Annotated in this window: 23 protein-coding genes and 1 tRNA gene; 9 read left to right on the plus strand and 15 right to left on the minus strand. The window is 37.8% G+C overall.

Annotated features, from left to right (window positions below):
• Positions 1–137: 137 nt before the first annotated feature.
• The 4 genes from holA to ACFIL7_RS05490 all read right to left on the minus strand — a co-directional run bounded on the left by holA (position 138) and on the right by ACFIL7_RS05490 (position 3,906).
• On the minus strand, positions 138–1,178 hold the full coding sequence (gene holA / locus ACFIL7_RS05475) for a DNA polymerase III subunit delta (RefSeq protein WP_375633607.1): 1,041 nt from the start codon (positions 1,176–1,178) through the stop codon (positions 138–140).
• Positions 1,179–1,182: 4 nt separating this feature from the next.
• Positions 1,183–1,977 carry an ABC transporter ATP-binding protein gene (locus tag ACFIL7_RS05480; RefSeq protein ID WP_375618340.1) on the minus strand — a complete coding sequence of 265 codons (795 nt, stop codon included), beginning with the start codon at positions 1,975–1,977 and terminating at the stop codon, positions 1,183–1,185.
• The gene (locus ACFIL7_RS05485; RefSeq protein ID WP_375634319.1) at positions 1,970–2,866 is read right to left on the minus strand and encodes an ABC transporter permease; all 897 of its coding nucleotides are present in this window, start codon (positions 2,864–2,866) and stop codon (positions 1,970–1,972) included. The genes ACFIL7_RS05480 and ACFIL7_RS05485 overlap by 8 nt, the downstream gene beginning before the upstream one ends.
• Before the next feature lie 62 nt (positions 2,867–2,928).
• On the minus strand, positions 2,929–3,906 hold the full coding sequence (locus ACFIL7_RS05490; RefSeq protein WP_375633609.1) for an ABC transporter substrate-binding protein: 978 nt from the start codon (positions 3,904–3,906) through the stop codon (positions 2,929–2,931).
• A 186-nt stretch (positions 3,907–4,092) separates the two neighbouring features.
• Here ACFIL7_RS05490 and ACFIL7_RS05495 point away from each other — a divergent pair.
• Positions 4,093–4,167 (plus strand) — tRNA-Gly (locus tag ACFIL7_RS05495).
• A gap of 306 nt (positions 4,168–4,473) precedes the next feature.
• On the opposite strand, the gene ACFIL7_RS05500 is transcribed toward ACFIL7_RS05495, so the two are convergent.
• The gene (locus ACFIL7_RS05500) at positions 4,474–4,596 is read right to left on the minus strand and encodes a hypothetical protein (RefSeq protein WP_375633916.1); all 123 of its coding nucleotides are present in this window, start codon (positions 4,594–4,596) and stop codon (positions 4,474–4,476) included.
• 181 nt (positions 4,597–4,777) lie between these two features.
• Between ACFIL7_RS05500 and ACFIL7_RS05505 the strand changes: the two genes are divergently transcribed.
• Complete coding sequence (locus ACFIL7_RS05505; RefSeq protein WP_375633918.1) at positions 4,778–5,254, plus strand: GNAT family N-acetyltransferase; 477 nt, start codon at positions 4,778–4,780, stop codon at positions 5,252–5,254.
• Positions 5,255–7,152: 1,898 nt separating this feature from the next.
• Here the strand turns inward: ACFIL7_RS05505 and thiD are convergent.
• Complete coding sequence (gene thiD / locus ACFIL7_RS05510) at positions 7,153–8,007, minus strand: bifunctional hydroxymethylpyrimidine kinase/phosphomethylpyrimidine kinase (protein ID WP_375617415.1); 855 nt, start codon at positions 8,005–8,007, stop codon at positions 7,153–7,155.
• 129 nt (positions 8,008–8,136) lie between these two features.
• Between thiD and ACFIL7_RS05515 the strand changes: the two genes are divergently transcribed.
• The 3 genes from ACFIL7_RS05515 (at position 8,137) to ACFIL7_RS05525 (ending at position 12,201) form a co-directional block, all read left to right on the plus strand.
• Positions 8,137–8,943 (plus strand): 1-acyl-sn-glycerol-3-phosphate acyltransferase, encoded by an 807-nt coding sequence (locus ACFIL7_RS05515; RefSeq protein WP_273790137.1) that lies wholly within the window; start codon positions 8,137–8,139, stop codon positions 8,941–8,943.
• Between the two features lie 692 nt (positions 8,944–9,635).
• The gene (locus tag ACFIL7_RS05520) at positions 9,636–10,733 is read left to right on the plus strand and encodes a D-alanyl-D-alanine carboxypeptidase family protein (RefSeq protein WP_375633922.1); all 1,098 of its coding nucleotides are present in this window, start codon (positions 9,636–9,638) and stop codon (positions 10,731–10,733) included.
• Positions 10,734–11,139: 406 nt separating this feature from the next.
• Positions 11,140–12,201, plus strand: coding sequence for a CobW family GTP-binding protein (locus ACFIL7_RS05525; RefSeq protein WP_375633924.1), 1,062 nt, complete (start codon positions 11,140–11,142; stop codon positions 12,199–12,201).
• Between the two features lie 886 nt (positions 12,202–13,087).
• Here the strand turns inward: ACFIL7_RS05525 and ACFIL7_RS05530 are convergent.
• From ACFIL7_RS05530 to ACFIL7_RS05540, 3 genes are all read right to left on the minus strand, one after another.
• Complete coding sequence (locus ACFIL7_RS05530) at positions 13,088–13,837, minus strand: L,D-transpeptidase family protein (protein WP_375617418.1); 750 nt, start codon at positions 13,835–13,837, stop codon at positions 13,088–13,090.
• Positions 13,838–13,877: 40 nt separating this feature from the next.
• Positions 13,878–14,834, minus strand: coding sequence for an acetyl-CoA carboxylase carboxyltransferase subunit alpha (locus tag ACFIL7_RS05535; protein ID WP_375633734.1), 957 nt, complete (start codon positions 14,832–14,834; stop codon positions 13,878–13,880).
• Between the two features lie 78 nt (positions 14,835–14,912).
• On the minus strand, positions 14,913–15,851 hold the full coding sequence (locus ACFIL7_RS05540) for a site-specific tyrosine recombinase XerD (protein WP_375617420.1): 939 nt from the start codon (positions 15,849–15,851) through the stop codon (positions 14,913–14,915).
• A 260-nt stretch (positions 15,852–16,111) separates the two neighbouring features.
• On the opposite strand from ACFIL7_RS05540, the gene ACFIL7_RS05545 reads away from it, so the two are divergent.
• The 4 genes from ACFIL7_RS05545 (at position 16,112) to ACFIL7_RS05560 (ending at position 19,074) form a co-directional block, all read left to right on the plus strand.
• Entirely contained in the window at positions 16,112–16,744 is a 633-nt protein-coding gene (locus tag ACFIL7_RS05545; protein WP_375633735.1) for a shikimate kinase, read from the plus strand.
• Complete coding sequence (gene aroB, locus ACFIL7_RS05550; RefSeq protein WP_375642806.1) at positions 16,719–17,852, plus strand: 3-dehydroquinate synthase; 1,134 nt, start codon at positions 16,719–16,721, stop codon at positions 17,850–17,852. The genes ACFIL7_RS05545 and aroB overlap by 26 nt, the downstream gene beginning before the upstream one ends.
• A gap of 416 nt (positions 17,853–18,268) precedes the next feature.
• The gene (locus ACFIL7_RS05555) at positions 18,269–18,664 is read left to right on the plus strand and encodes an MliC family protein (protein ID WP_375617422.1); all 396 of its coding nucleotides are present in this window, start codon (positions 18,269–18,271) and stop codon (positions 18,662–18,664) included.
• 17 nt (positions 18,665–18,681) lie between these two features.
• Positions 18,682–19,074 (plus strand): MliC family protein, encoded by a 393-nt coding sequence (locus ACFIL7_RS05560; RefSeq protein ID WP_375633929.1) that lies wholly within the window; start codon positions 18,682–18,684, stop codon positions 19,072–19,074.
• Positions 19,075–19,090: 16 nt separating this feature from the next.
• On the opposite strand, the gene mnhG is transcribed toward ACFIL7_RS05560, so the two are convergent.
• Genes mnhG through ACFIL7_RS05590 form a run of 6 tightly spaced genes read right to left on the minus strand, consistent with a single transcriptional unit; the run spans position 19,091 to position 25,142 of the window.
• Entirely contained in the window at positions 19,091–19,501 is a 411-nt protein-coding gene (mnhG, locus tag ACFIL7_RS05565; protein WP_375633619.1) for a monovalent cation/H(+) antiporter subunit G, read from the minus strand.
• Positions 19,498–19,779: a K+/H+ antiporter subunit F gene (locus tag ACFIL7_RS05570; protein WP_375633620.1), complete on the minus strand. Its 282-nt coding sequence runs from the start codon at positions 19,777–19,779 to the stop codon at positions 19,498–19,500. The genes mnhG and ACFIL7_RS05570 overlap by 4 nt, the downstream gene beginning before the upstream one ends.
• Positions 19,776–20,261, minus strand: a complete 486-nt coding sequence (locus ACFIL7_RS05575; protein ID WP_375683430.1) for a Na+/H+ antiporter subunit E — start codon at positions 20,259–20,261, stop codon at positions 19,776–19,778. The genes ACFIL7_RS05570 and ACFIL7_RS05575 overlap by 4 nt, the downstream gene beginning before the upstream one ends.
• On the minus strand, positions 20,258–21,880 hold the full coding sequence (locus ACFIL7_RS05580; protein ID WP_375633621.1) for a monovalent cation/H+ antiporter subunit D: 1,623 nt from the start codon (positions 21,878–21,880) through the stop codon (positions 20,258–20,260). Before ACFIL7_RS05580 ends, ACFIL7_RS05575 begins: the two co-directional genes overlap by 4 nt.
• A complete protein-coding gene (locus ACFIL7_RS05585; protein WP_375617427.1) occupies positions 21,880–22,221 on the minus strand; it encodes a Na+/H+ antiporter subunit C in 342 nt (113 codons plus the stop codon). The genes ACFIL7_RS05580 and ACFIL7_RS05585 overlap by 1 nt, the downstream gene beginning before the upstream one ends.
• Positions 22,221–25,142, minus strand: a complete 2,922-nt coding sequence (locus tag ACFIL7_RS05590; RefSeq protein ID WP_375633932.1) for a monovalent cation/H+ antiporter subunit A — start codon at positions 25,140–25,142, stop codon at positions 22,221–22,223. The genes ACFIL7_RS05585 and ACFIL7_RS05590 overlap by 1 nt, the downstream gene beginning before the upstream one ends.
• Between the last annotated feature and the right edge of the window lie 194 nt (positions 25,143–25,336).

The following is a 25,336-nucleotide window of genomic DNA, read 5'->3' on the forward strand; positions in this document are numbered from 1 at the left end:
TCAAGCTTTCAAGCTCCTAAAATACATCCTCAAAAATACAAGTTCCCTCAACCTCTACTTGATAGCATAACAGTTTTAATTACTGAAAATACCTCTGTGGTATACCAAAAATAAAAAATCATTATATTTCTAGGCTGTTAAGCTGCCATCTGGCGTCGTGCAATAATTGTAAGCCCTAACAAAACTTGACGAATGATAGCTTCGCCCAAAAGTGGATTTTTACGACTGTCTAAAACAGCACTCTGAATTCTTTCCATTGCATAAGAAATTTGTTCTAACTTCCAATATTTTAAAGCTTGTTCAACGATCTTTTTCCGTTGAAAAAAAATGGGAGGACGTGCCTGAGAAACCACCGTAAAAGGTGAATTTCCTTCAACCTCTACCTGATAACGCAATAGCTGTAATTGCTGAAAATGCCTTTGAGCTGTACTCAAAATTAAAAAAAGTGCCCCCTGCACTGCTGCATGTCGGTTAAAATGCGCTTCAAAGCCTGATATATCGCCCAATAAAAGAGCATCAATGACTTCATCTTGAGAAAGAGCACTGACATCGCTTACAACAGCTTTCACATCTTCAAGAGTAATACGAACATTTGCAGCATAAAGACAAAGCTTTTCTAATTCACCTCGTGATACAAGGCGATCCGCCCCTAAACATTCATGCAACCATCTACGTGCATCTAAAGAAAGAGTCTTCTTAAACTGTCCTAAAACCTCATCAATCAAACCGTCAAGAGAACGCATATCATCGGCAAAACAGGGCAAAGCCATCGCTTTTGATGCTGTTTCAACAGCATTGCGCAACCCTGTTCCTTTTTTTAAATCCCCTGCCTCAATGAGAATAAAACAAGCTTCTGGTGGTTTCTCAATTAAAAGCTTTAAGGCAGCAAGAAAACCTTTTTGGTTAGCAGCATTAGAGATCCATATCAAACGATCTCCCCCAAAAAGCGATAACGTACGCGCTTCATTTTCTAAACGTGCAGGATCTTTATCAATTTCAGCAGCATCCAAACGAATTGTCGAAAATGGATCTTCTATTGCTACCCGTGTAAGTTTTGCAAAACATTGTGCACGCTCACAAATAAGACCACGATCTGGCCCATAAATGAGAACAATAGGAAAAGCACGTGAAAAGCGCATTAGAAACTGATCAACTTCATGTGCTTTTTTCTGAGCCACACTATTAATCCATTAACAGTTCATCATCATCAAGAACTTCCCCGCGAACTTTCTGAAACATGCCAATTAAATCATTTACATCCAAGCCCTTACGCTCTTCATGACAGACATCCAAAATCACTTTTCCACCATGCAACATCAAGGTACGATCGCCATAATCAAGAGCCTGACGCATAGAATGAGTCACCATGATAGTCGTTAATTTTTTCTCTTCAACGATTTTTTCAGTCAACCGCATCACAAAATCAGCCATTCCAGGATCAAGCGCTGAGGTATGTTCATCAAGCAATAAAACATCCGCATGTGCTAATGTTGCCATCACAAGACAAACTGCTTGGCGTTGCCCACCTGACAAACTATCCATAGGATTATGAATATATGCTTCAAGACCAATGCCTAATTGAGCAATTTTCTCTCGAAAAAATTGCCGTTTCTCATGATTTAAAGCCGCACGTAAACCACGACGACTTCCTCGAAGAGCAGCAAGAGCCAAATTTTCTTCAATTGTTAAAGAACCACAACTTCCCTCTAAAGAATCTTGAAAAACACAAGCAATCTTTCCAGCGCGTTCACTGACTGATTGCCTAGAAACATTTTGTCCATTGATAACCACTTTCCCCGTTGAGGGAAGCGTTGCACCCGCTAAAACACTGAGCAAAGTTGATTTACCAGCACCATTTGAACCAATAACCGTAACAAAACTACCCTGATCAATTTTCAGGTTAATATCAATTAAAGCCTGTTTTTCCAAAGGTGTTTGCGGTTTAAATGTGACCCCAACATGAAAAAATTCAATCACGTTTATGCCTCCTCCAATAGCGTGGCACAATAAGGGTTAAAACAACCAACAACGAAGTAATCAACTGAAGATCTGTCGACGTATCAATACCAATGCCATTTGCTTCAAATGCAAATTGCACCGCCACACGATAAAGTACAGACCCTACAATACAGCTGATTATAATCCAAAAAATATTGCGCGTACGAAAGAGAGTTTCACCAATAATCACGGCTGCCAATCCAAAAACAATTGTTCCAATTCCACCGGTAATATCTGTTGCAATCGCAGTTTGAATATAAAGAGAACCACCAAGTGCCACACACGCATTGGAAAGCCCCATTCCAAAATATATCAATGCTGATGTATGAACACCTTGCGCCGTCGCCATGCGTGGATTAGCGCCCATTGCACGCATAGCAAGACCAATCTCACTTTCCAAAAAGCGCCAAATCAAAAACGCCATAACGAGCAACACAATACCAACGAAAAGAGGACGCACAAAAATATCAGACAAACCAAACAGATTATAAAAGGGCGTTAACGCCGTATCAGCAAGAGCTAAATTAACATTAGACCCTCCCATAATTCCCATAATACGAAGATTAACCGTATAAAGTGCCGACATTGTTAAAATAGAAGCTAAAAGATTCAAAATACCAAAATGCAAACTCAACAGAGCGGTTAATAAACCAGCTACCATGCCTGCACAAAAAGCACATGCCATAGCTGTCCATGCATTAAAACCTAAAAGAATCAAGACGCCACAGACACAAGACCCAAGAAGAAATGAGCCATCAACTGTTAAATCAGGAAAGTCCAAAACGCGAAAAGAGAGATAAACCCCTATAGCCACAAACGCATAAATAAGACCTAATTCTACAGCGCCAGAAAACGCAAATATATTCATGTAAAGACAATCCCCATGAAAACTTAACGTATTTTATTGTATCAACATCCTATCAATGAAAGTCATTGAATCACTTTTGTTGCACGATCAATAACTGCCTGCGGAATAACAATCCCCGCTTTTTTTGCTGCTTTCATATCAATTCGAATGTCATTATTAGCCGCCTGCACAACATCAATATCACCAGGCTTTTCACCCTTTAGAATACGCACAACCAACTTCCCAGCATCAACCCCTACATCATAGAAATTCACACCTTGCGTCATAAAGGGACCGCGTCCAATAGAATTAGCATCAACAGTAAATACAGGAACATTTGCTTCCTGTGAGACCTTTACTGCCCCCTCTAAAACAGAAAGAACCGTATTATCAGCGGGAATAAAAATGATATCTACCTTACCTATTAAAGCCCGTGTTGCCGCCTGAACATCTGAAGGTTTTGGTGCTGATGAAGGAATGATTTCAATTCCAACTTTTTTTGCCGCATCTTTTAACACCTTAAGTGTTGAAACAGAATTTGCTTCAGAAGCATTATAGAGATAACCAATTTTTTTCAAATCTGGTTTTACTTCTTGTAAAAGTTTAACACTTTCTGCAACATCTATACGATCAGAACTCCCCGTCATATTACCGCCAGGTTTGGTAAGCGAAGAAACGATTTTAGCTCCGATAGGATCAGAAATCGCCGCAAAAACGATAGGAATTGTTTTTGTTGCCGCAAGCATCGTTTGTGCTGAAGGCGTGGTAATTGCTACAATAACATCGGGTTTATCACCAACAAATTTACGTGCAATTTGCGTTGCTGTTGAAATATTACCCTGCGCTGATAAAAAGGTAAGTTGAAAATTTTCACCTTGCTTATAACCATTTTCTGTAAGAACATCTTCCACACCTTTACGAACGGCATCCGCAGCAGGATGGACCATAATTTGCGTTATTGCAACTTTAACGCGTTTAACTTGGTCATCTGCCTTTGCAACACTGTTCATCATAAAAACAGTTGCAATGATAATCCCTAATATATTTATTCTCTTCAACATTATATTCCACCCCTCTCCATGCAAAAATTAAAAAAAGAATAATCTATTACTGAAGAATTTTCTAAAATCAATCTTTATTTCATTTTATTTAAACATGGACAAAATAAATCAAACTAAAATGATATTTTTTTGTTGCAATTCGTAGAAGCCTACGCCATACAGACAAGACATATATCGAATCGGTAAGCGGGTGTAGCTCAGGGGTAGAGCACAACCTTGCCAAGGTTGGGGTCGTGGGTTCGAATCCCATCGCCCGCTCCATTGAATTTTGTATTTATTCGTTCTTGTGTGGAGTTATAGCTTGTCATCGGTTGTTGTAGCTGTATGTAGCTTGCCAGCAGGTTTTGTATATTTTTCCACTCGATCTTGTATCAATTTATTTTTTTTCAAAGTTTTTCTAAGATTCGTAATTTCTTATGAAGCATCTATTGGATTGGGGGCTTAGATTTAAGATAATAATTTTTAACTTAGACGGATTTTTTACAGCCCCCGTATAAAAGATTAATTAGAAATGATGAGCAATGACAAGAAAAACAAATGTTAAACAAATCAAAAATTGACTTATCATTAGATGAATAATTTTTGTTCAAAAGTACGTTTTTTACCAAAATTGTGCCCTAAAATGAAGGTTGTTGATTTTTCAAATGGCGTGTCTTCTATTAATTCAACATTCGCTTCAGATACATTCAATATTATCTCTTCTAAAAATTTACAAGAAACTATACCTGTAGAGCAGGCAAAATCTATAATCGCTTCCTTTAATGCGCAGAAACTACCTTTAGTTTAGTGGGTTGGACCTCATTCATCTCATTATAAAGTTGATGAAGTTCTCTTATCTATTGGCTTAGAGCATGTTGAAACAGAGGTAGGAATGGCAGCTTTAGCGCAAGATATAGACTCACATGTTACTTCTATGCCAGATAGCTTCAAAATCAAGGAAGTTGAATCACTTCAAGATTTTAGAGATTATGGAAATGTTATGGCATCAGTCTTCGAGCCTTTTAATGAAGAAGCAGTTATATTTTATGAAACAATAGGGCGTTGTTATAAAAAAGACTCTGATGTAGAGATGTTCGTTGGTTATATAAATAACAATCCTATAGCAATATGTTTTTGTATTAAAGCGGATGGGATTGGTGGATTGTATGATATTGTCACCAAGCCAGATTTTCAGAAAAAAGGTATTGGGACATTCATGACAAAAATTGCTATTGAGCATTTAAAAAGAAAGAGATATCATGTTATTGGTATGCAAGCCTCTCACGAGGGAATTAGCATTTATAAAAAATTGGGCTTTACAAACTTTGGTGAATTTAAAATTTATTCCAATAAACACATAGTGGTTTAGCTCTGAATTCTTTTTTGCTCATCAATTAAAAGAATTTATTATTTTCAGCAGAACTCAAATATGATCAAGCAATCGATATAACCAAGAAAGCTTGGCCAATCGCCTTTAATACTGATAGTGAAAAGCTAAAATCAGTTTTATAAACATAATTGTTTCAAATGGCTCACTCAAATTTTCTTATTTTTTACTTTGTCTTAAATAAATATATCTATCACAAATCTAAGTTGAACAAATGTAATTTTTTTATATGATCGATAATCTACTGTCTGTTACTGATATTTATGAAGAGCTCGAAAGCAAACATTTAAAACGACAGTTGCATCATAATTTGTTAGATGGTTAGTCTGTTAGTTAATTAATAGAAAAAATTTTCGCTTTATAAAATAACCAAAGGAGCTTAAAAAATCTTTCAAAGATCATTTAAAGGTCCTTTATGTGTATTGTTTCTTTTTCTATGTCACAGTTGATGATGAAAAATCCCTCACGCTAATTGTAATTATTTTCAAACGAAATAAACTGTTTTCACCTATTATTTAGAGTAAATTAAGTTTTTGGGATTTCTGGCACATCATTTGATAATCCTCTTTCTTGAACAAATTCTTATCCAGAATAATCTTCAACACAAAAATAAATTAATAACTTGATTTATAAAGATAATTTATCATTATTCATATTGAGCAAGCGTCTCAAATATCATAGGATTATCTCATTTCAAATCTCTATACATTAAAATCACTCACAATCATCTACTCACGCATAACAGGAAAAATTGAGGCATCAATAAAATTCACTTGAAGAAAGGAATAAAAACTCTTCTTCTGAACGCTCTGAAATACCAAAGATTATCGCAACATTGGGAGCTAAAATAGTATAGGGAGGTACCCCTTTCACCTTGAAAACGTAAAAATGGGAAGCATAATAGCTTTATACACTTCATAAAGGCTTTAGACCATTCACGAACGTTATTATAAAATGGATGTGACACACTTTGAGAGAAATCTCTTTAAAATAGACATGTGAATTAACAATATTAAGTGCATTCTATTTTACATGAGGAACATAACTTCAAATCAAGATAAGGTAACATAAAGTATTGAAACCGTCATAGTGCACAATAAAATCAGACCATTTTAAATGTTTAATGGTAACATCAGCTAAACAACAGAATAAAAATTCAATTTTGAAAAGATTAAACCATACGCTACAGGTCTATTGAAACTCCGATTGTGCAATCGACTACCTTCTCGCTAAAACTGAATCACTATAAATATAAAAACCTTAAAATCCGCTCTAAATTCGTAAAAGTTTCTAGATCTTGCTGTATTAAATGTTGAAACTCCTCATAGCTACTCATCTGAAACGCCAATAATTCTATAAAGCAGTTCCATAAAAAAGGATAATGACGTTGTAATATCCGAAAAAAATTTACCACATCACCTGAAAGATCATTAATAATTCCATCAGGAAGTATCAATTTCTATTTAGAAAACCCTATCCATGCTGACAAAAACTATGTAAATGTTAGATATATAATAATTTTGATGACGATTTTGACTCACCCTGTTTTGCCACCAATATAAGAAACAGCGAATATAGCAGGATCCGCCAGCTTTAATATCGCCTTGTAAAAGGTCTTTCCCTCTACTCTTTTTGCTATCAAATCCTGATTTTACAATTCCTTGCTCTCTTTTTTATACTCAAAATTGCCTCTGAAACAGGATAGATTAATCGTAAAAAATATATAAAAGAAGCAAATTATAACATTTTTTCTTATCCTTCTTAATACAAAATAACTGTTAAGCTACAATGCGCTAACACTTATCAGTCATAAGTCCAAAACATCATATAATGACAAAACAAATTCATAGAGTGAAGATTTTTCACAATCAATCGTTGTATTAATCTTTCCATAATGCATAAAAATGATGAAGCGGCCCTCGCCCTTTCCCTACTTTTAAAGCATCTGAAGCAGTTAAAGCGCCATGCAAATAATCTTTTGCTTGTTTAACAGCGCAATCCAAAGGTTGAGTAGGTAACAGAGCTGCAATGGCAGCAGAAATGGTACACCCTGTCCCATGATCATGAGTAGTTGAAAGACGAGAAGCTTCAAGTATAAAAAGGTTTTCACAATCACAATAAAGGTCTGGACTAGAACAATCGTAATTTTCTGTGCTATTTTTGGTAAGCGTATTCAAATGTCCCCCTTTTAACAAAACTGCATGACACCCTAGCGCCAAGAGTCGTGGAGCATATTGATACATAGTCTCTAAAGACCATTGCACTTCACCCCCCAATAACAGTGCAGCTTCAGGCAAATTTGGCGTGATCAAAGTTGACATCGGCACAAGAACATCACGCATAATTTCAATTGCATCAGACTTTAAAAGAACATCACCACTTTTTGCAACCATAACCGGATCAAAAACAATGAAACGCACTTTATGATAAGCAAGACGTTCTGCAATAACCTGTGCAATCTGAGCATTTGCAACCATACCAATTTTAACGGCATCAACATGGATATCCTCAAAAACAGAATCAATTTGATCTGCAACAAAAGAAGCATCTAATGCCTGAAAAGAACGCACACCCTGAGTATTTTGTGCAACAACAGCTGTAACCACACTCATACCATAAGTTTTCATAGCTGAAAAAACCTTCAAATCCGCCTGCATTCCAGCGCCACCAGAAGGATCTGTTCCCGCAATAGATAAAATCCGTGGAATAAAAAGTTTATCTTTTTGTAATTCCATTAACCTCTTTCCTTCTGTTTTTAAATATCGGAAAATGAGTTACCGAAAAAATAGATGCTTGAGAAAACATAAAGAAGATGTTTTCTCATGTGAATTATATTATATATGAAGTCTTCTTATAGATATAAAATGGAAAATGTAGTGCTTATCCTTCGTTCTATTCTTTTTACGTTCGCTTTTTATACAACAACTTTCATACAAATGATTCTTTACGCTCCCGTTTATTTTTTAATGCCCCGCAAAAAGGCATGGATTGTCCCTAAAACATGGGCACGCGTTACACTCTTTTTGCAAAAATACATCGCAGGCACAAGTTATGAGATTGAAGGTTTAGAAAATCTTCCCAAAGGCCCCTATATCATTGCTCCAAAGCATCAATCAGCTTGGGAAACTTTCAGTCTTGTTCCTTATTTTGATGATCCCACTCTCATTTTAAAACGTGAATTGATGTGGATTCCATTGTTTGGCTGGTATATGGCAAAAACGCAAATTATCCCCATTAACCGCACAACACCCATCAAAGCTTTAAAAATGATTATACAAAAAGCAAAAGAGAAAGTAAAACAAGGGCGCCAAATCTTGATTTTTCCCGAAGGAACACGCCGACAACCCGGTCAAGAACCAGATTATAAGTCAGGAATTGTCGCGCTCTATAATGAATTAGGACTTCAAGTTGTCCCTATTGCACACAATGCGGGTTTATATTGGCCACGCAATAATTTTCGCCGCTATCCCGGAACAATTCGTGTCCGTATTCTTCCCCCGATAGAAGCGGGTTTAAGCAAACGTGATTTTCTAGATCAACTTGTCCAAAAAACTGAAAAAGCGTGTGATGAACTGCTTCTCTTAGCAGCTCAAGATCCTACCCCTCCTCCTATGCCACCATACGCTGTTCAGAAACTTCAAAAACTAAATCATCATGAAACAATGCACTAATTGATAAGAATAATGCATAACTTTGTATATTGAGCGGAGTATAGGGAACAAAAATATAAGAAAGATACTTCAAACTTTCTAATTCAAAATTATAAAACACATGTACATGATAAGAAATAATCAATGTGTAAATTTTTTTGAAAAAGAATTCTTCCTCTCTTTAAAATCATTTAAATAACATACATCTCATTGACTTATAAGGATGTTTTAGCGTTATTCAACTTGAATGAGAACCCTGAATACCGTAAGATTCTCTCATTTCAAATCTATTCTAGGTTGAATCAATTAGAATCATTTTCTTACACATTACAAGCGGGGATATCTGTGTGAATAAAACGATACAAGAAAAGATTAAAATGCTTTTTACGAACCGTCTCAAGTGCCAAGGGCTATCCTAACAGGAGAGCAAGAAAAATGCATGATTATACAGATTCATTCCTTTCTGAGAAATTCAATCCCTCCAAGAACATGAAATCTTGTACAATCTTCATTATTTAAAAAGTATTTCTTGAGATACTTAAGTCATCAAACCAAATTCAAGGGGAAAATAAAAATGAGTGTTGGTTTTTATCCCACAGACACAACGGATACAGCAATTAACCATCTTTCCTCCCTATCCTAGACTTAAAAGCTTTGTGTGCTACATTAAAACAATTCTAAATAACGAATAAGAGGGAACTAGATTTAAATTAATGCAACGTCTCTTCTATAATTTATTTTTTTCTGTGATTTTGAGTTTATCCAGCGCTGTTGCTTTAGCGCAGCCTTTTATTTCTGTTGATGTTACAACGAGGCGTATCTTAAAACATAATCAAGCTTTTGAGCGTTGGTATCCTGCTTCCTTGACAAAATTAATGACCGCTTATGTTATTTTTCGTGCCATGAGCCGAGGAGAAGTTTCACCAAACAAACATATCACCATCAGCGAATACGCCGCAAAAGCTCCCTCATATCGTTCAGGCTATAAAGCTGGTTCTGTACTCACACTTGATACAGCCTTAAGTATCACCATGGTTAAATCTACCAATGATTTAGCCATTGCCATGAGTGAAGCTGTTGCGGGTTCACAGAAAGATTTTGTACATAAAATGAATAGCGAAGCTAAACGTTTAGGCATGTTTGGCACCCATTTTGCGAACGCAAGTGGTTTACCAGATCCTCAAAACTATTCCACGGCACGCGATATTGCTCTTTTAGCCGTTCAAATACGTAGAGAATTTCCACAATATGCTCATTATTTTTCTATTCCAGCCATTGATTTTGGTAATAATCGAAAAATCCAACATAACTCAAACAACCTCATTGGCCGTTTTTATGGGATAGACGGTATGAAAACAGGCTTTATTTGTGCCTCTGGTTTTAATCTTGTTGCCTCAGCCACCCGCAATAAACGTACAATTATTGCTGTCATTCTAGGTGCTAACAACATAAGTGAAAGAGAAGAAAAAGCTGCACAACTTCTTGAAATAGGATTTTTGCACCAAGGAAACCCCCAATTAACACTAGCAACATTAAAACCTTATGGGAGCAACATAACAAAAGCCAACAATATGAGACAACAAACATGCACACCTGAAGCCATAAAAATGCATGCAAAATCATATGATGATCAAGGAAATATTATTCTCACCTCACCTTTTATCATTGCTCCACCTTCTTTTTCTCATCCTTTATCAGTACACCTCATTCGTACGCCACAAACACCTAAAATGACAGTAAAACCACTAAGAAAACCCTATATTCCGTATAAAAGGCACGCAAACCATTCTATAAAAAGCCATAAATCATAATCTACAATTAATTATAATACTTTGATTTATAATGATAATTAATTATTTTGTACCTTATGTCAAAACCACAAGTATTGTAAGATTCTCTCATTTCAAATCTGTATTTGTTGAATCAATAAAACCAGTCTCTTGCGCGCCACAAGGTGGATGAACATGTAGATAAAATAATTAAAACAAGGAATAAAAATCCTTCCTATAAGTCCTTTCAAGAACCAAGAATTATCATAACATTGACGCTAAAAAGTGTATAATATACCCACGTGCACCTACCTTTATAAGCGTAAAGATAGTGGTACAATGGATCTCATGAGGGATTAACCATTACATCCCTCACGGACATCATTATAAATTGGTTAGACATACTGAGATATATTTTTTAAAAACAAAACTATGATTGATGATTAACATGAAAATAAAGCGCATCCCTCTCACGCTTATTACGGGTTTTTTAGGCTCTGGCAAAACAACTTTGCTCAACCGTATGCTACAAGACCCTCTTCTAACAGAATGTGCTGTTATCATCAATGAATTCGGCGAAATCAGTATTGACCACCTTCTGGTTGAAAAAACAACAGAAGGAATTATTGAGCTTGCCAATGGTTGCTTATGCTGCAATTTACGCAGTGATCTCATCGACACATTAATTGATTTAATAAATCGCGTTCAGACAGGACAGATCAAACAACTCCATCATATTATCATTGAAACCACAGGGATGGCTGATCCCGCCCCTATTTTACAAATACTTTTAAGCCACCCATTGTTTATTCAAACATTGTCCATAAATGCTGTTCTTGCAACATTTGATACATTAAGCCCACTTTCCATATGTGAGCGCTATCCTGAAATATATAAACAATTAATATTTGCTGATAAAATCATTCTCACCAAAACAGATCTTAGAGACCCACAAACGCTTTCAGATGCACTCCTTAGCACACTTAAAACAATGAATCCTACAGCACAAATCATTGACGCCCATTCTAAAGATTTCTGTTCAAATCTATTAATAAATAACACATTATGGGATGAAAAAGTAGAAAATACAAAACTTAAACAAAATCTTACGACTACCCCACATGATCATAGCCCCCATAAAACCATTCGTACCTTTTCACTAAACTGTGAGGGTCCTGTTGATTACGCCACAATTGAGGCTTTTTTAGATCTCCTACAAGAGCGTTATGGTACAAAATTATTACGTATTAAAGCAATTATCGCATTACGTGATGACCCTTATCGCCCACTTGTATTACATGGCGTACAAACATTTTTTCATCCTCCCATAAGATTGCCAGCATGGCCAAAAGGAATAAAACAAACACGTTTCGTCATCATTGCCGATGGTGTTGAAAAAGACGCAATACAAAAGCTCCTCAATGCTTTTTTTAATAAACCAGCAATAGATACTGCAGACAAAACAGCTCTCTTAGAAAATCCCCTGGTCATTCCAGGAATAAAATTTTAATTTTTTCTCCCCTTCAATGATATAACATTAAATTCATTAGCACCACCATCTTTATGCTTTTAAAGGAGCAAACCGGCACCATTACACACTTTGCTAATTCCCAATGTTGAAACAGCTCTTGGTACTTGAGACGGTTTGTAAAAAGCATTTTAGTCTTTCTTGCACAGTTTCACCCACGCGGCTATCCCCGCTTGTAACGTGCAAGCAAATGGTTTTAATTTATTCAACATGGAACGGCTTTGAAATGAGAGAAGCTTACGGTATTCAGGGTTCTAATTTGACTTAAAAACTAAATTATCATTATAAATCAAATTGTTATGATACAAAATTTAATACCCATCAATCTGCAAATAGATTGTTTTCTCTCTAAATGCGCTTCATCTGCAAACCATTTCATGTGATTCATTTCACAGACCGATTGGCCAAATTCTTGGTTCTAAAATATTCTGCTCAACTCTATATTTATTCAAGCTAATTGAAATCAAAATCCCTGTTAAGAAAAAAACCAAAATTAGACAGAGGCAATATCGCATTTTAAAATATGTGAATGTATCTTATATAACAGCACGACAAGACAATATTTCACAGCATAAAAGAATAAAACTCTTTGAAAGAAATAAAAAGAGAGGTACATTTTATATTAACTTACTCTTCACTAAAAACGAAGATTGATACCAGTAACGATGTGCAAACAATCCAACTTCTTTGAGAAAATTCCTCTTGGCTTCCCACTTCATATGATTTACTTACATAAAGCTCTATGAAAAAACTCTGCACTTTAAAATATTGACCACTCACTTAAACATCTTATGTGCAAAGTTTTTGCATATCCTGTATCACCATTATTAAGTGATAGTGTTTACGGTGCAGTAGGATACAATACCACTCACTGCATTAGAGAAACTGAATTTGTATCAATATCGCGATTAAAAACGTAACGTTTTCCATAAACCTCAACAGTTGGAGGTTGACGATTTTTTTCAAAAAAATCATAACCTTTCTTAAGCATAATCCAGAATTGATAATGAGGATTCTTGCTATGACGTGACATATTATCCTCGGTCATGCGGAAAGGAAAAGCCTGCAACTGAAACTCTCTTTGTCCTCCTTTAAAAGCATCCCGTGCAAACGCATAAATCTGAGCCATGTTCTTATCACTCATAGAATAACAACCTGCGGAAAAGCAAGAACCATGAACCATAAGATTGCTTCCTGTGCGACCATTTTCCTGATCATAAAGGTTAGGAAATCCTATATTAAAAGAGAGATAATATTTTGAATAAGGATTCATTTGGTTTGCGCTAATAGTATAAAAACCCTCTGGTGTCTGAAGATCCCCTTCTTTATATTTAGGTCCAAGCTTACCAGACCATTTGCAAATGCCATAGCGAGCAACCAAGATAAAAGGTCCTGAACGAGATTGCTTCCAAACTTCAGCAAGATTTTCTTCCTTAAAAAACCGCATCATAATCGGTGCATAGGGATCTATATCATACAGAACCATTCTATTTTTGATTTCTTGCGGCAACGGCTGCTCAACTTTAGCGCGAATAGAGGCTGGTAATCTTCCTTCACATGCTGTCAATAGTCCCATTACAAACAACACACACACAGCGAGGAATCTGCTAAATGTCATCGAATAAAACTCCAATCCAACACCCCTCACAAAAAATAATCTATGTTAGAGATCGACCAATTTGAAGGTATTTTTCCCTTCGCTCTTGTTTAAGCACTTGACCATCTTTTCCAGCCATAGCTTTTAAAGCCTCTGAAATAACATCACCCGTTGCATCAATGACAATCTCTTTGCCACGATGCGCTCCCCCTAAAGGTTCCGAAATAATGCCATCAATAATCTTTAAGCGATACAAATCTTGAGCGGTAATACGCATATTCATTGCAGCATCTTTTGCACGAGCTGGATCACGCCATAAGATAGAAGCTGCTCCTTCTGGTGAAATAACAGAGTAAATTGCGTGCTCCAACATATAAACTTTGTTGGCAGCCGCGATTGCTATCGCCCCTCCAGAACCGCCTTCTCCAATAACAACGGAAACCACAGGAACTTTCAAACGCAAAGTTGTAGCTGTTGATTGAGCAATTGCTTCCGCTTGCCCACGTTCTTCAGCGCTTACCCCAGGATAAGCACCTGCTGTATCAATAAAAGTGAGGAGTGGCAAACCAAAGCGGTCAGCCATTTCCATAATACGTACAGCTTTACGATAGCCTTCTGGACGTGCAGAACCAAAATTATAGCGCAAACGTGTTTCCGTATCGTGACCTTTCTCTTGACCGATATAAGCAATGGCCTCACCTTTAAAGCGTGCAAACCCCGCTTGAATAGCCTCATCTTCAGCAAACTTGCGATCTCCGGCCAAAGGCGTAACATCACTCAATAGGCGTTTAGAATAGTCCATAAAATGGGGACGATCCGGATGACGAGCGACTTGTGTTTTTTGCCACGGCGATAATTTTTTATAAATATCGCGCAACGCTGTTTGGGAACGCGTTTCAAGACGAGCAATCTCGTCACTCATATCAAGACTGCCTTTTTCCTGAGAAATTTTTTTTAATTCAAGAATTTTCCCATCAAGATCAGCAACTGGTTTTTCAAAATCAAGATAATTATACATTTGTATCAACTCATTCAGTGTCACTTATACACTTATAATTTGCTTTATAAAGTCTTTTTCAAAAACATCACCTTTTCTTTAACGAGCCTTTTGCTCATCGGCAAGTGGATGATGCTCATTGACTAAACGATAAAGTCCCTCTTCCAACACATGGGTATAAATCTGAGTGGTAGCAATATCAGAATGACCTAACAAATGTTGAACGGCACGCAAATCAGCACCATTTTGCAAAAGATGACTAGCAAAAGCATGACGCAACACATGGGGAGAAAAGCTATCACTTCCTATCCCTGCTCTTCTAGCGAGATTTTTCAACTCTCGTGCAACGACTTGACGAGCAATATATCCTGTCTCGGAATGCGCAGGAAAAAGATAAGAACTCGTAGCATCCTTTCCCTGATCACGCAAGTTTAACCACTGTGAAAGAACTTGACATGCTTTTTTTGATAACAGCACCATTCGTTCTTTTTTGCCCTTACCACGAACCAAAACGCTGTATTCCTTCCTTCGAACAGACTGAACCGGCAGACTCACCAACTCACTAATACGTAACCCTGTTGCATAAAGCATTTCAATCAATAGCTGAAGACGCAGTGCACGGAAATAACCTTTGGACCCATAGTCTGCTTGATTGACTTCTAACTCCGCAAAATCAAGCAATTTTATCACTGCATCTTCACTCATGATTCTGGGCAAAGGACGCCTCTGACGAGGTGCATCAATATCATGAGAGGGATCATCTGCTCTCAACCCTTCAGCATAAAGGAATTGATAAAACTGACGCAAAGTTGATAAACGGCGCGCTTGCGACGATGCCGCAAAACCAAAAGTATGCATAAGCGACAAAAGGGTAATTAAATCTTCTTTTTGTGCTGAAAAAAGCGAAACAGAGTGTGAAGACAATTCGTCTTGTGCCCACTGCAAATCATGCTGATAAGCCGCAAGCGTATGAGACGAAGCCCCTCTCTCCGCACTCATCATCTCAAGAAAATGATCTATCACAGCACCACTTTTCATTTCATTGATTCGCTTCCGTAGAAAGATTCCATGAATCCAAGGGAACATCAATGTACATATCCACAGTTACTGGTTCAACCCAAACCACAAGAGCACCCATTATAATGAAAAGAACAGAAAGCAAAATGAAAAGAATCATCAAAAATCTAGTCAATGTTGGCATAAGACAATAACCTACCCAAAAATATTCTATCTCGTATTATGCCTCACAAAGATTAACAGGAATTGACTTTAAGATGGATAAATGCCGAAATAAAGTTATGAAAAGCAATCGACCAAAACGCGTTCCCATAACACAAATAAAGAATCAGCTCTTATCGTCCCTTGATAAAAGAGCACTTGTCCTTGTTGGTCTTATGGGGGCAGGCAAATCAGTGATCGGAAAACGCGTCGCCACCATGCTCCGTTTACCTTTTTATGATTCTGACCAAGAAATTGAAAAAGCTGCACAAATGACAATTACGGAAATCTTTGAAATTTATGGTGAATCCGAATTTCGTGCTCTTGAACAGCGTGTTATTCTAAACCTCATGAAAAAAAATCCCCTTGTTTTAGCAACAGGTGGTGGTGCCTATATAAATGAAAATATCCGAAAAGCCATTCACAAAAATGGTATATCCATATGGCTAAAAGTCGATCTTGATATCCTCATGCAACGTGTCTCAAAGCACCCGACACGTCCCTTGCTTCAAACAGCCAATCCTAAAGAAACCATGCAAAAACTCATGGAACAGCGTTATCCTATCTATGCAAAGGCAAACTTAACAATTAACAGTCATAAAGAAAGCCGTCATACCGTAGCACAAAATGTTATACGATCCGTACAGCACTACCTATACACAGAAATTAACAATAGGGATAACCAGCATGCAAACCAAAACCGTTACTGTTAAACTGGACAAACACTGTTACGATATCATCATTGGTCCGGGTCTGATTACACAAGCTGCTTCACAAATTAAACATGCTCTTAATAAAAAAGATCCTCATCAAACGCGCTTGGCGCTTGTTACAGATACAAATGTTGCTTCCCTTCATTTGGAGATATTGCAAGCAGAATTAACAAAAAATAAAATTCATACTGTCCCTATTATTGTAGAAGCGGGAGAACAATCAAAATCATTTTCAACCCTGCAAGTTGTCATCGATCAAATTCTTGCTGCGCGTTTAGAAAGAGGCGACTGTGTTATTGCTTTTGGCGGTGGTGTCATTGGCGATCTAGCAGGATTTGCGGCAAGTATAATCCGCCGTGGTATGAACTTCATTCAAATGCCCACAACGCTTCTTGCACAAATTGATTCCTCTGTTGGTGGAAAAACTGGAATCAATAGCCAATATGGCAAAAATCTTATCGGTGCTTTTTATCAACCACAATGCGTTATTGCTGATACGTGTCTTCTTGATACCCTGCCGCCGCGCGAATTTCGCGCTGGCTACGCAGAAATAGTAAAATACGGTCTCATTAACCAACCTGACTTTTTTGAGTGGCTTGAAAAAAATGGGCAGAAAATTTTCTCTAATGGCCCTATGCGAACAGAGGCCATTGTTCGCTCATGCCAATTTAAAGCTGACATTGTAGCACGCGATGAGTACGAAACGGGAGAGCGTGCACTCTTAAATCTTGGCCATACATTTGGACACATGCTTGAAACAGCAACCGCTTATGACTCCAACCGTTTAATCCATGGCGAAAGCGTAGCAATTGGGATGATTCTAGCTCATCAATTCTCTGCTCAATTAAATTTAATAAGCCCCACGCTTACACAACGCATTGAAGCGCACTTCAAATTTATAGGATTGCCTACACAATTAAAGGATATCCCAGGGAGTCTACCAGATGCTGAAACTTTAATGAATCTCATTGCCCAAGATAAAAAAGTTTCGCAAAACAATTTGACTTTCATCTTAACACGCGGACTTGGCCAATCATTTATTGCAAAAAATGTTTCACCAGATGCAGTTTTATCCTTTTTGGAACAAAAATTAACAGAAATTCGTTAATTCATATTGAATATAATTGATTCGTTTTTATACTTCTATTAAAGATTAAATATGATGATGTCTGCGTAGCTCAGTAGGATAGAGCACAGGATTCCTAAAGAAATTGGGCACTTTGAGGAGAAATCCTCAAAGTGAATCTGCTCAAATTCGGGGAAAGCTTCATGGGCGACTATATGCCAATCCCGAGCCAAGTCTCTTTTCAAATGAGAGAAAGGTGTAGAGACTGAACGGGCAGCACCTAAAGAGCAAAAGCTTTAAGGTGAAGAGACAGTCCAGACCACAAACAGCCGATAAGGCTGGCGGTGAAAATCGAAGTGGTATGAATCCTGGGGTCGCAGGTTCGAATCCTGCCGTAGACACCATCGTATCAGTCAAATTATTCTTTGTGCACAATATTAGGAATATAGGGAAGCATCATGAAAAAAACTTTGCACATTTTAGGATTTTTCACCGCTTTAAGTTTATCACTCTTCAGCTCAAACAATAGCTTAGCTGGTTCTTTAATCATTGAAGTACCAGACAATCCAGAGCCCAAAACAGAGACCATTACCTATCAGTGTGATACTGAAACAGGTAAAGAGCGCGTAGAGGCAGTTTATCTTAATGCTGACAATATTTCGTTGGTTGATTTCAAATGGAACGGTGATCGTGTCATTGCTGCTAATGTCATCGCGGCAACAGGAGCAAAATTTGCAGGAGCTCAGTACATCTGGTGGGAGAAGAACAAAGAAGTCACGCTTTATGACCTTGCTCAGGATCCAGAAGAAAAAAAACCTATCCTATGTAAAGATGAGTCAACATTATTATTTTAAATAACACGGGAAATATTATGAAAAAAATTTCTTTTACTAAACAATTTTTCATTACTTTAAGTGTGTTCCTTCTCGGTTCAATTAATGCATTAGCAAGTTCTTTAGTCATTGAAGTACCAAATGATCCAGAACCAACAACAGAGACCGTCTCCTATCAATGCGACATGGGAACAAGCAAAGAGCATGTTGAGGCAACTTATCATAATGCTGGCAATATTGCGCTTGTTGATTTAAAATGGAACGGTAAGCGCATCGTTGGTTCTAATGTAATTGCCGCTTCTGGAGGAAAATATGTGGGTGGTCAATACATTTGGTGGATAACTAAAAATGAAGCCATATTTTACGATCTTATTAATGATCCAAAAGAAGAAAAGCCCATCCACTGTGTAGAAGAAAAAAGCACAGAATAAAGAAGGTTCTTACATTTCAAGAACCGCGCTGGCTCTCATCTCTTGATGTTCCTTCTGACGTGGATGACTTTTCCTCCGTCTGGTGTAATAAAAGAGCCAGCGGTTTTTCTGACTGTTCTTCTGAATGATGTCGATAAGCTGCTGTATGTGAGAGCAACATAGAAGCTACCGGTGCTGTTAAAAATAAAAAAAACATTAGCAACACTTCATGAAAAACAAAATAATGGTCCACAAATATTGAATAAAGAAATGAAGAAATAAGAATACTACCAACGCCCCAACTCGTACATACTGAAAGCATATGCAAACGCTTATAAAAATTGGAAAAACGCACCAAACCTATCGTTGCGATCAATGTCAATCCAGACCCTAATATTAAGAAAACTGTGATAGCAATAGCAACCACAAGCGATATATCATCTTTCATTCAATAATCTCCCCCCGCATAAGAAATTTCGCCAAAGCGATGCTTGAGACAGATCCCAACAATCCAATAATGAGAGCTGCGACAAAATAAGCGGTTGTTCCTGAACGAATATCGAATGTAAGAAACAAAAGAATAGTGCTTATATAAAGGGCATCCAAACCAACAATTCTATCCTGCGCCCGTGGACCACGAATCAACCGAAACAGCGCGAAAATCACCGCTAAACTTAAAAAAAACTGTGAAAAGAAAAGCCCCCAATAAAGAATCACCATACTCATAAAAAAATCTCCAAAAGCAATTGCTCATACCGTTGTTTGATCAACTGTTTGTAATCATATCCATTTTTAAAATTTAAGACATGAAGCAAAAGTTCACCCTTTTTACTATTATAGGCAACCCAAGCAGTTCCAGGGGTTGCCGAAAGGATGCATGCTAAAATAGCCAAAGCAGTGCGATTATGAAGCAGAAGAGGTACTACAATAAAACCAGATTTCTGCTCTCGAGACCTTTTTGTTAAAACAAACCAAGTCACCGAAAAATTTGAGAATATAGAATCTATAAATACTCGAAAAACGAGACGAAAAACCGCACTCCAGCTTTTAATAACAGCCTTCTCCGGCTCCAGAAGCCGTATCATCCAACCACAAAACAAAGCGGTTAAAATCCCTAAAAGAAATTGCCCTAAACTAAAACCATTTAAAATAAGCCACATAAGGACAATGACACCACTGAAAAAAGGGGAAGGACAAAAACGATTCATTTACTCACCTCCCTATTTTCGAGAGAAAAATCCGTTAAAACGCTCCCAATATAGTTTTGAGGTTCATACAAAGTCTTAGCAGTTTCAGACATATAATGACTAACAGGACTGGCTACAATTGTTATAAGAAAACACAAAGCAAGGAGAACGGCAATAGGCGCAAATTCTATCACTTGCACACGGGGAATACGCCCTTCAAGAGAAACCCAAAAAGTTCGGATACCCGTTCGTGTCAATGCAATCAAAGCCGCAAAACCAGAGAGAGTGACAAAAACTACAAAAAGCCAATCTTGGTAAACCGGTAGAGAGACAGAAAAATCCTCTCTACTGTGATTTAAAATTGCCATGAACATCATAAATTTAGCAACAAAACCAGAAAAAGGCGGCAATCCAATAATCAAAATGGCACAAATACCAAAACAAGCTCCAAGAATTGCCAAGGTTACCGGAAAATAGATGCCAACTTCATCTTCTTCCTCCTCTTCATCGTCACCATACACCTCCATTGTGACAGCAAGAACATTTGCAGCCACATCTTGACAGCGTTCAACCAACTCTACCAAAAGAAAAAAAGCTCCCAGTGCTAAAGTTGAAGAAACAATATAAAAAAGTGCACCTGCTGTCAGTGCTGCATTGCCGATCCCGATCGCGGCCAACAATGTACCAGAAGAGACAAGGACACTATAAGCTGCCAAACGCACCAAAACTTGGCTTGCCAATACCCCAATAAAACCAACAATCATAGTGGCAAGCCCACCATAAAACAAAACCGTATGACCAAAATGGTTAAAATATTCACTTTCAGAACCAAACCATAGCAACGTTAAACGTAAAATAATATAAATACCCACCTTGCTCAAAAGTGCAAAAGAAGCTCCAACTGGTGCTACTGCTGCACTGTAAGTTGGCACCAACCAAAAATTAAGCGGCCACATACCCGCTTTAAGCAAAAAAGCAATACCTAAAAGTGCAACACCTATTTCGAACAAAACAATATCTGTAGAAGATATATATTTTATTTTAACAGCCAAATCGGCCATATTAAGAGTACCAACGACTCCATAAATGAGCGCTATACCAACTAAAAAAAATAATGAAGCAACAAGATTAACCACGACATAATGCAACCCTGCGCGCACGCGTGTCTGACCAGAACCATGCAAAGCAAGCCCATAGGAAGCTGTTAACATAACTTCAAAAAACACAAATAAATTAAATAAATCACCAGTCAAAAAAGCACCATTTATCCCCACCATAAAAAATTGCATTAGTGACTGAAAATGAGAACCAGCTTTGTACCAATGAGCCCGCGCAAAAACCAACACGCTAGTCATCAACAAGCTGGAAAGTAAAAGCATCATAGCGCTTAAGCGATCAAGGACTAAAACAATTCCAAAAGAAGACGGCCAATTACCAAGTCGATAAACATCGCAAGCCGGTGCTATTTCAAGAGTACGTATAATCAATAAAATAGCAGTAACGACCAACAGTCCCGCAGAAGAAAGACTGATGAATGATTTAAGTCTTGCACGACGTTCATCATAAAAAAGAAGAAGTGCTCCAGTGATTAACGGCAAAAGAATAGGCAAAATAAGGAGATGATGCACTCCTATTTCCATTATTGCACCTCACGTCCATCAACGTGATCAGAACCCGTTAAACCACGTGAAACCAACAAGATAACTAAAAATAAAGCTGTTGTTGCAAAACCAATCACAATTGCAGTTAAAACCAAGGCTTGTGGGAGAGGATCGACATAATTAGCTGGATTAATAACAGGGGTAGGATCAACAATTGGAGCAGCATTACTACGCGGTCTACTCATTGAAAATATAAAAAGATTAACACCATAGGAGATCAAGGACAAACCAAGAATGACTTGAAAAGTACGTGGACGCAAAACAAGCCAAATACCTGATCCGACAAAAACACCGATACCCAAAGAAAGAACAATTTCCATTAATTTTCCTTCTCTTTTAAAATAGGTTTCTTACCGATTCGGTAACTCCGAATTGACTGGTGTGCAAGTGCAATTAAAATGAGAACAGTTGCTCCTAACACAAGAGAAAGCACACCAAAATCAAACAAAAAAGCGGATGCCATGGAAACTTTCCCAATTAACGGAAGATGAATATATCGAAAAAAGGATGTTAAAAAAGGATATCCAAAAAACCAAGAGCCCATCCCCGTTACGACTGACAACAATAAGCCAAAGCCTATCCAACGCAAAGGTAAAACTCTCAAATGCGTTTCCACCCACCGAATATCGCGTGCAAGATATTGTAAAATAAATCCTATTGCCAAAGTAATACCACCGACAAATCCACCTCCTGGCAGATCATGCCCTCGCATGAATAAATAAATAGCAAAAGCGATAATAATCGGAAAGAGCCAACCCATAATAACAGCAGGAACAGCTAAATAATTCAATACTGTATCTCCCACATTTCGATTAGGCTGTGCTATATCAAAGGCTTTCTGGATACGTTGTTGAAAAGGCGCATCAATACTCTCAGGCGCAGGACGAAAACGTCGTAATAGGGCAAAAACAGTAAGGGAAACAACACCCAAAACCACAATTTCTCCCATGGTATCAAAACCACGGAAATCAACCAATAACACATTCACAACATTGCGACCACCAGCATCTGAGTAAGCATGCGTTAGAAAAAAATCAGAAATCGTTGTACCTTGGGGACGTGTCATCACTGCAAAAGAAAGCCATGCTACACCAGCACCTCCTACAAGGGATATGATGAAATCACGGAAACGACGCAAGCGAACCCAAAAACGAACAGCAGCTGGCCCAGGGTCATGCAAACGTTTAGGCAACCACCGTAAACCAAGCAATAATAAAACGACTGTAACAACCTCAACAACCAATTGTGTTATTGCTAAATCAGGAGCAGAAAGCCATAAAAAGGTTGCACAAGTCATCAAACCAGCTCCCCCTAAAAGCATAAGTGAAGCAAGACGATGAAACTTTGCTCGCCAAGCAACTAAAAGCGCACATAATCCGCCAACCAGCCAAAGAGCGAGAAAAGGAATATCAAGTGGAAAAAGCGGTAATGTCCCCACTGGAATGAAACCATCGCACCAAAGTAAAAGACCAACAAAGGCAAAACAGACCCAAAAAATCCAATGCAATTGGATCTGCAAACGGCGTGTTGACAAAGCAGATTCCACCGCACGGGCCCATTTCCAAGAAATAATTACGAGAATGCGTTCAAAAATACGCGGTCCTTTTAAGTGACGGAAAAAAGGAGCCCCATCATCACAGGATAAAAAATAACGATGCCCGACAGCATAGAGCAATCCGCCCCCTAATAATGCAACAAAACTCATCACTAATGGAGTGTTAAACCCATGCCAAACAGCCAAACTATAAGGAATTGTCATTGTTCCTAAAACAGACACGACCGCATTATCTAAAATAGGTCCTATTGTTAAATTAGGAAAAATACCAACCGCTAAACAAATAAACACCAAAAGCTCCATTGGTAAACGCATGAAATGCGGTGGTTCATGGGGAGTCTTGGGTAAATTGTCAGGCTTTTGTCCTAAAAAAACGCCATGAATAAAGCGTATAGAATAGGTCACACTAAACAGACTAGCTAGCGTTGCCACATAAGGCGCAATCCAATCGAGCCATGATTCCATATGCGTTTCAACAGCTTCAGCAAAAAACATCTCTTTCGATAAAAAACCATTCAACAAAGGAACCCCAGCCATCGCTGCACTCGCAACTAAAGCAAGAGTTGCTGTGATAGGCATAGAACGATAAAGCCCTGACAGTTTACGCATATCACGTGTTCCCGTCTCGTGATCAATAATGCCAGCAGCCATAAATAAAGAAGCTTTAAAAGTAGCATGATTGGCCATATGAAAGATTGCCGCAACACATGCAAGTGGACTACCAAGACTTAAAAGTGTTGTAATTAATCCAAGATGACTAATAGTCGAGTACGCAAGCAGTCCTTTCAAGTCTTGCTGAAACATCGAAAAATAAGCACCTAGAAGAAGAGTTGAGAGTCCTGAAAAGCCAACCAGCCAAAACCAAGATTCTGTTCCAGAGAGCACAGGCCATAAACGAACAAGCAAAAACAATCCCGCTTTTACCATTGTTGCCGAATGCAAATAAGCCGATACGGGAGTTGGAGCAGCCATCGCGTTAGGTAGCCAAAAATGAAAGGGAAATTGCGCGCTTTTTGTTAACCCTCCCAATAAAATACAAATAAGGATAGGACTATAAAGAGAACTTGACCGGATCATATCTCCAGACTGTAGCACCTTATCCAAATCAAAACTGCCAACAGTATACCCAATCAATAAAACTCCAATAAAAAGAGCAAAGCCGCCAAAACCTGTGATCGTTAGAGCCATACGCGCACCCTCACGCGCACTTGCATTATGGTACCAATAGCCGATCAGCAAAAAAGAAAAAATACTGGTGAGTTCCCAGAAAACAACCAAAAAGACGAGATTACCTGATAAAACTATTCCTATCATTGATCCCATAAAGGCCAAAAAAAAGGAAAAAAAACGCGGTACAGAATCCGCTGGATCTATGTAATAACGTGAATAAATGACAACAAGCAGCCCAATCCCTGTAATAAGCAAGCAAAAAAGCCACGACAAACCATCTATGCGGAGAATAAAATCGCTTCCCCATTCTGGAAGCCAAGAAATATCTAAACGCACTATGTGGTTTCCGCGAACTTCCGGATAAAGCATTATTGTAAAAATAAGACAGAAAAGTGCGACGACCCCAGCAAACCACGCTTCATTATTTTTTGCTGTCGAACGAAAAAAGCCAATGACAGCACTTCCACCAAAGGGAAGCAAAACGAGCAATACCAACATTGCTTCCCGTGTTGTCATTCTTTAAACTCCATTTTACCTTAATATTTTGTCATCGACAAAACAAAAACTTATATTCTCACCCCCCCATTCCACACTTAATGATAATAAGATTTAATAAAACTTAAAAGCATTTAAATTTTTAAAAAAAACAATGCTTGCATGAAAATACTGCGCACCACACAAGTCTTCTCTTTATTGTAAGAACAATAACG

It is taken from the genome of Bartonella sp. AP3QHHD, from assembly GCF_042195765.1.
Lineage (GTDB): Bacteria > Pseudomonadota > Alphaproteobacteria > Rhizobiales > Rhizobiaceae > Bartonella.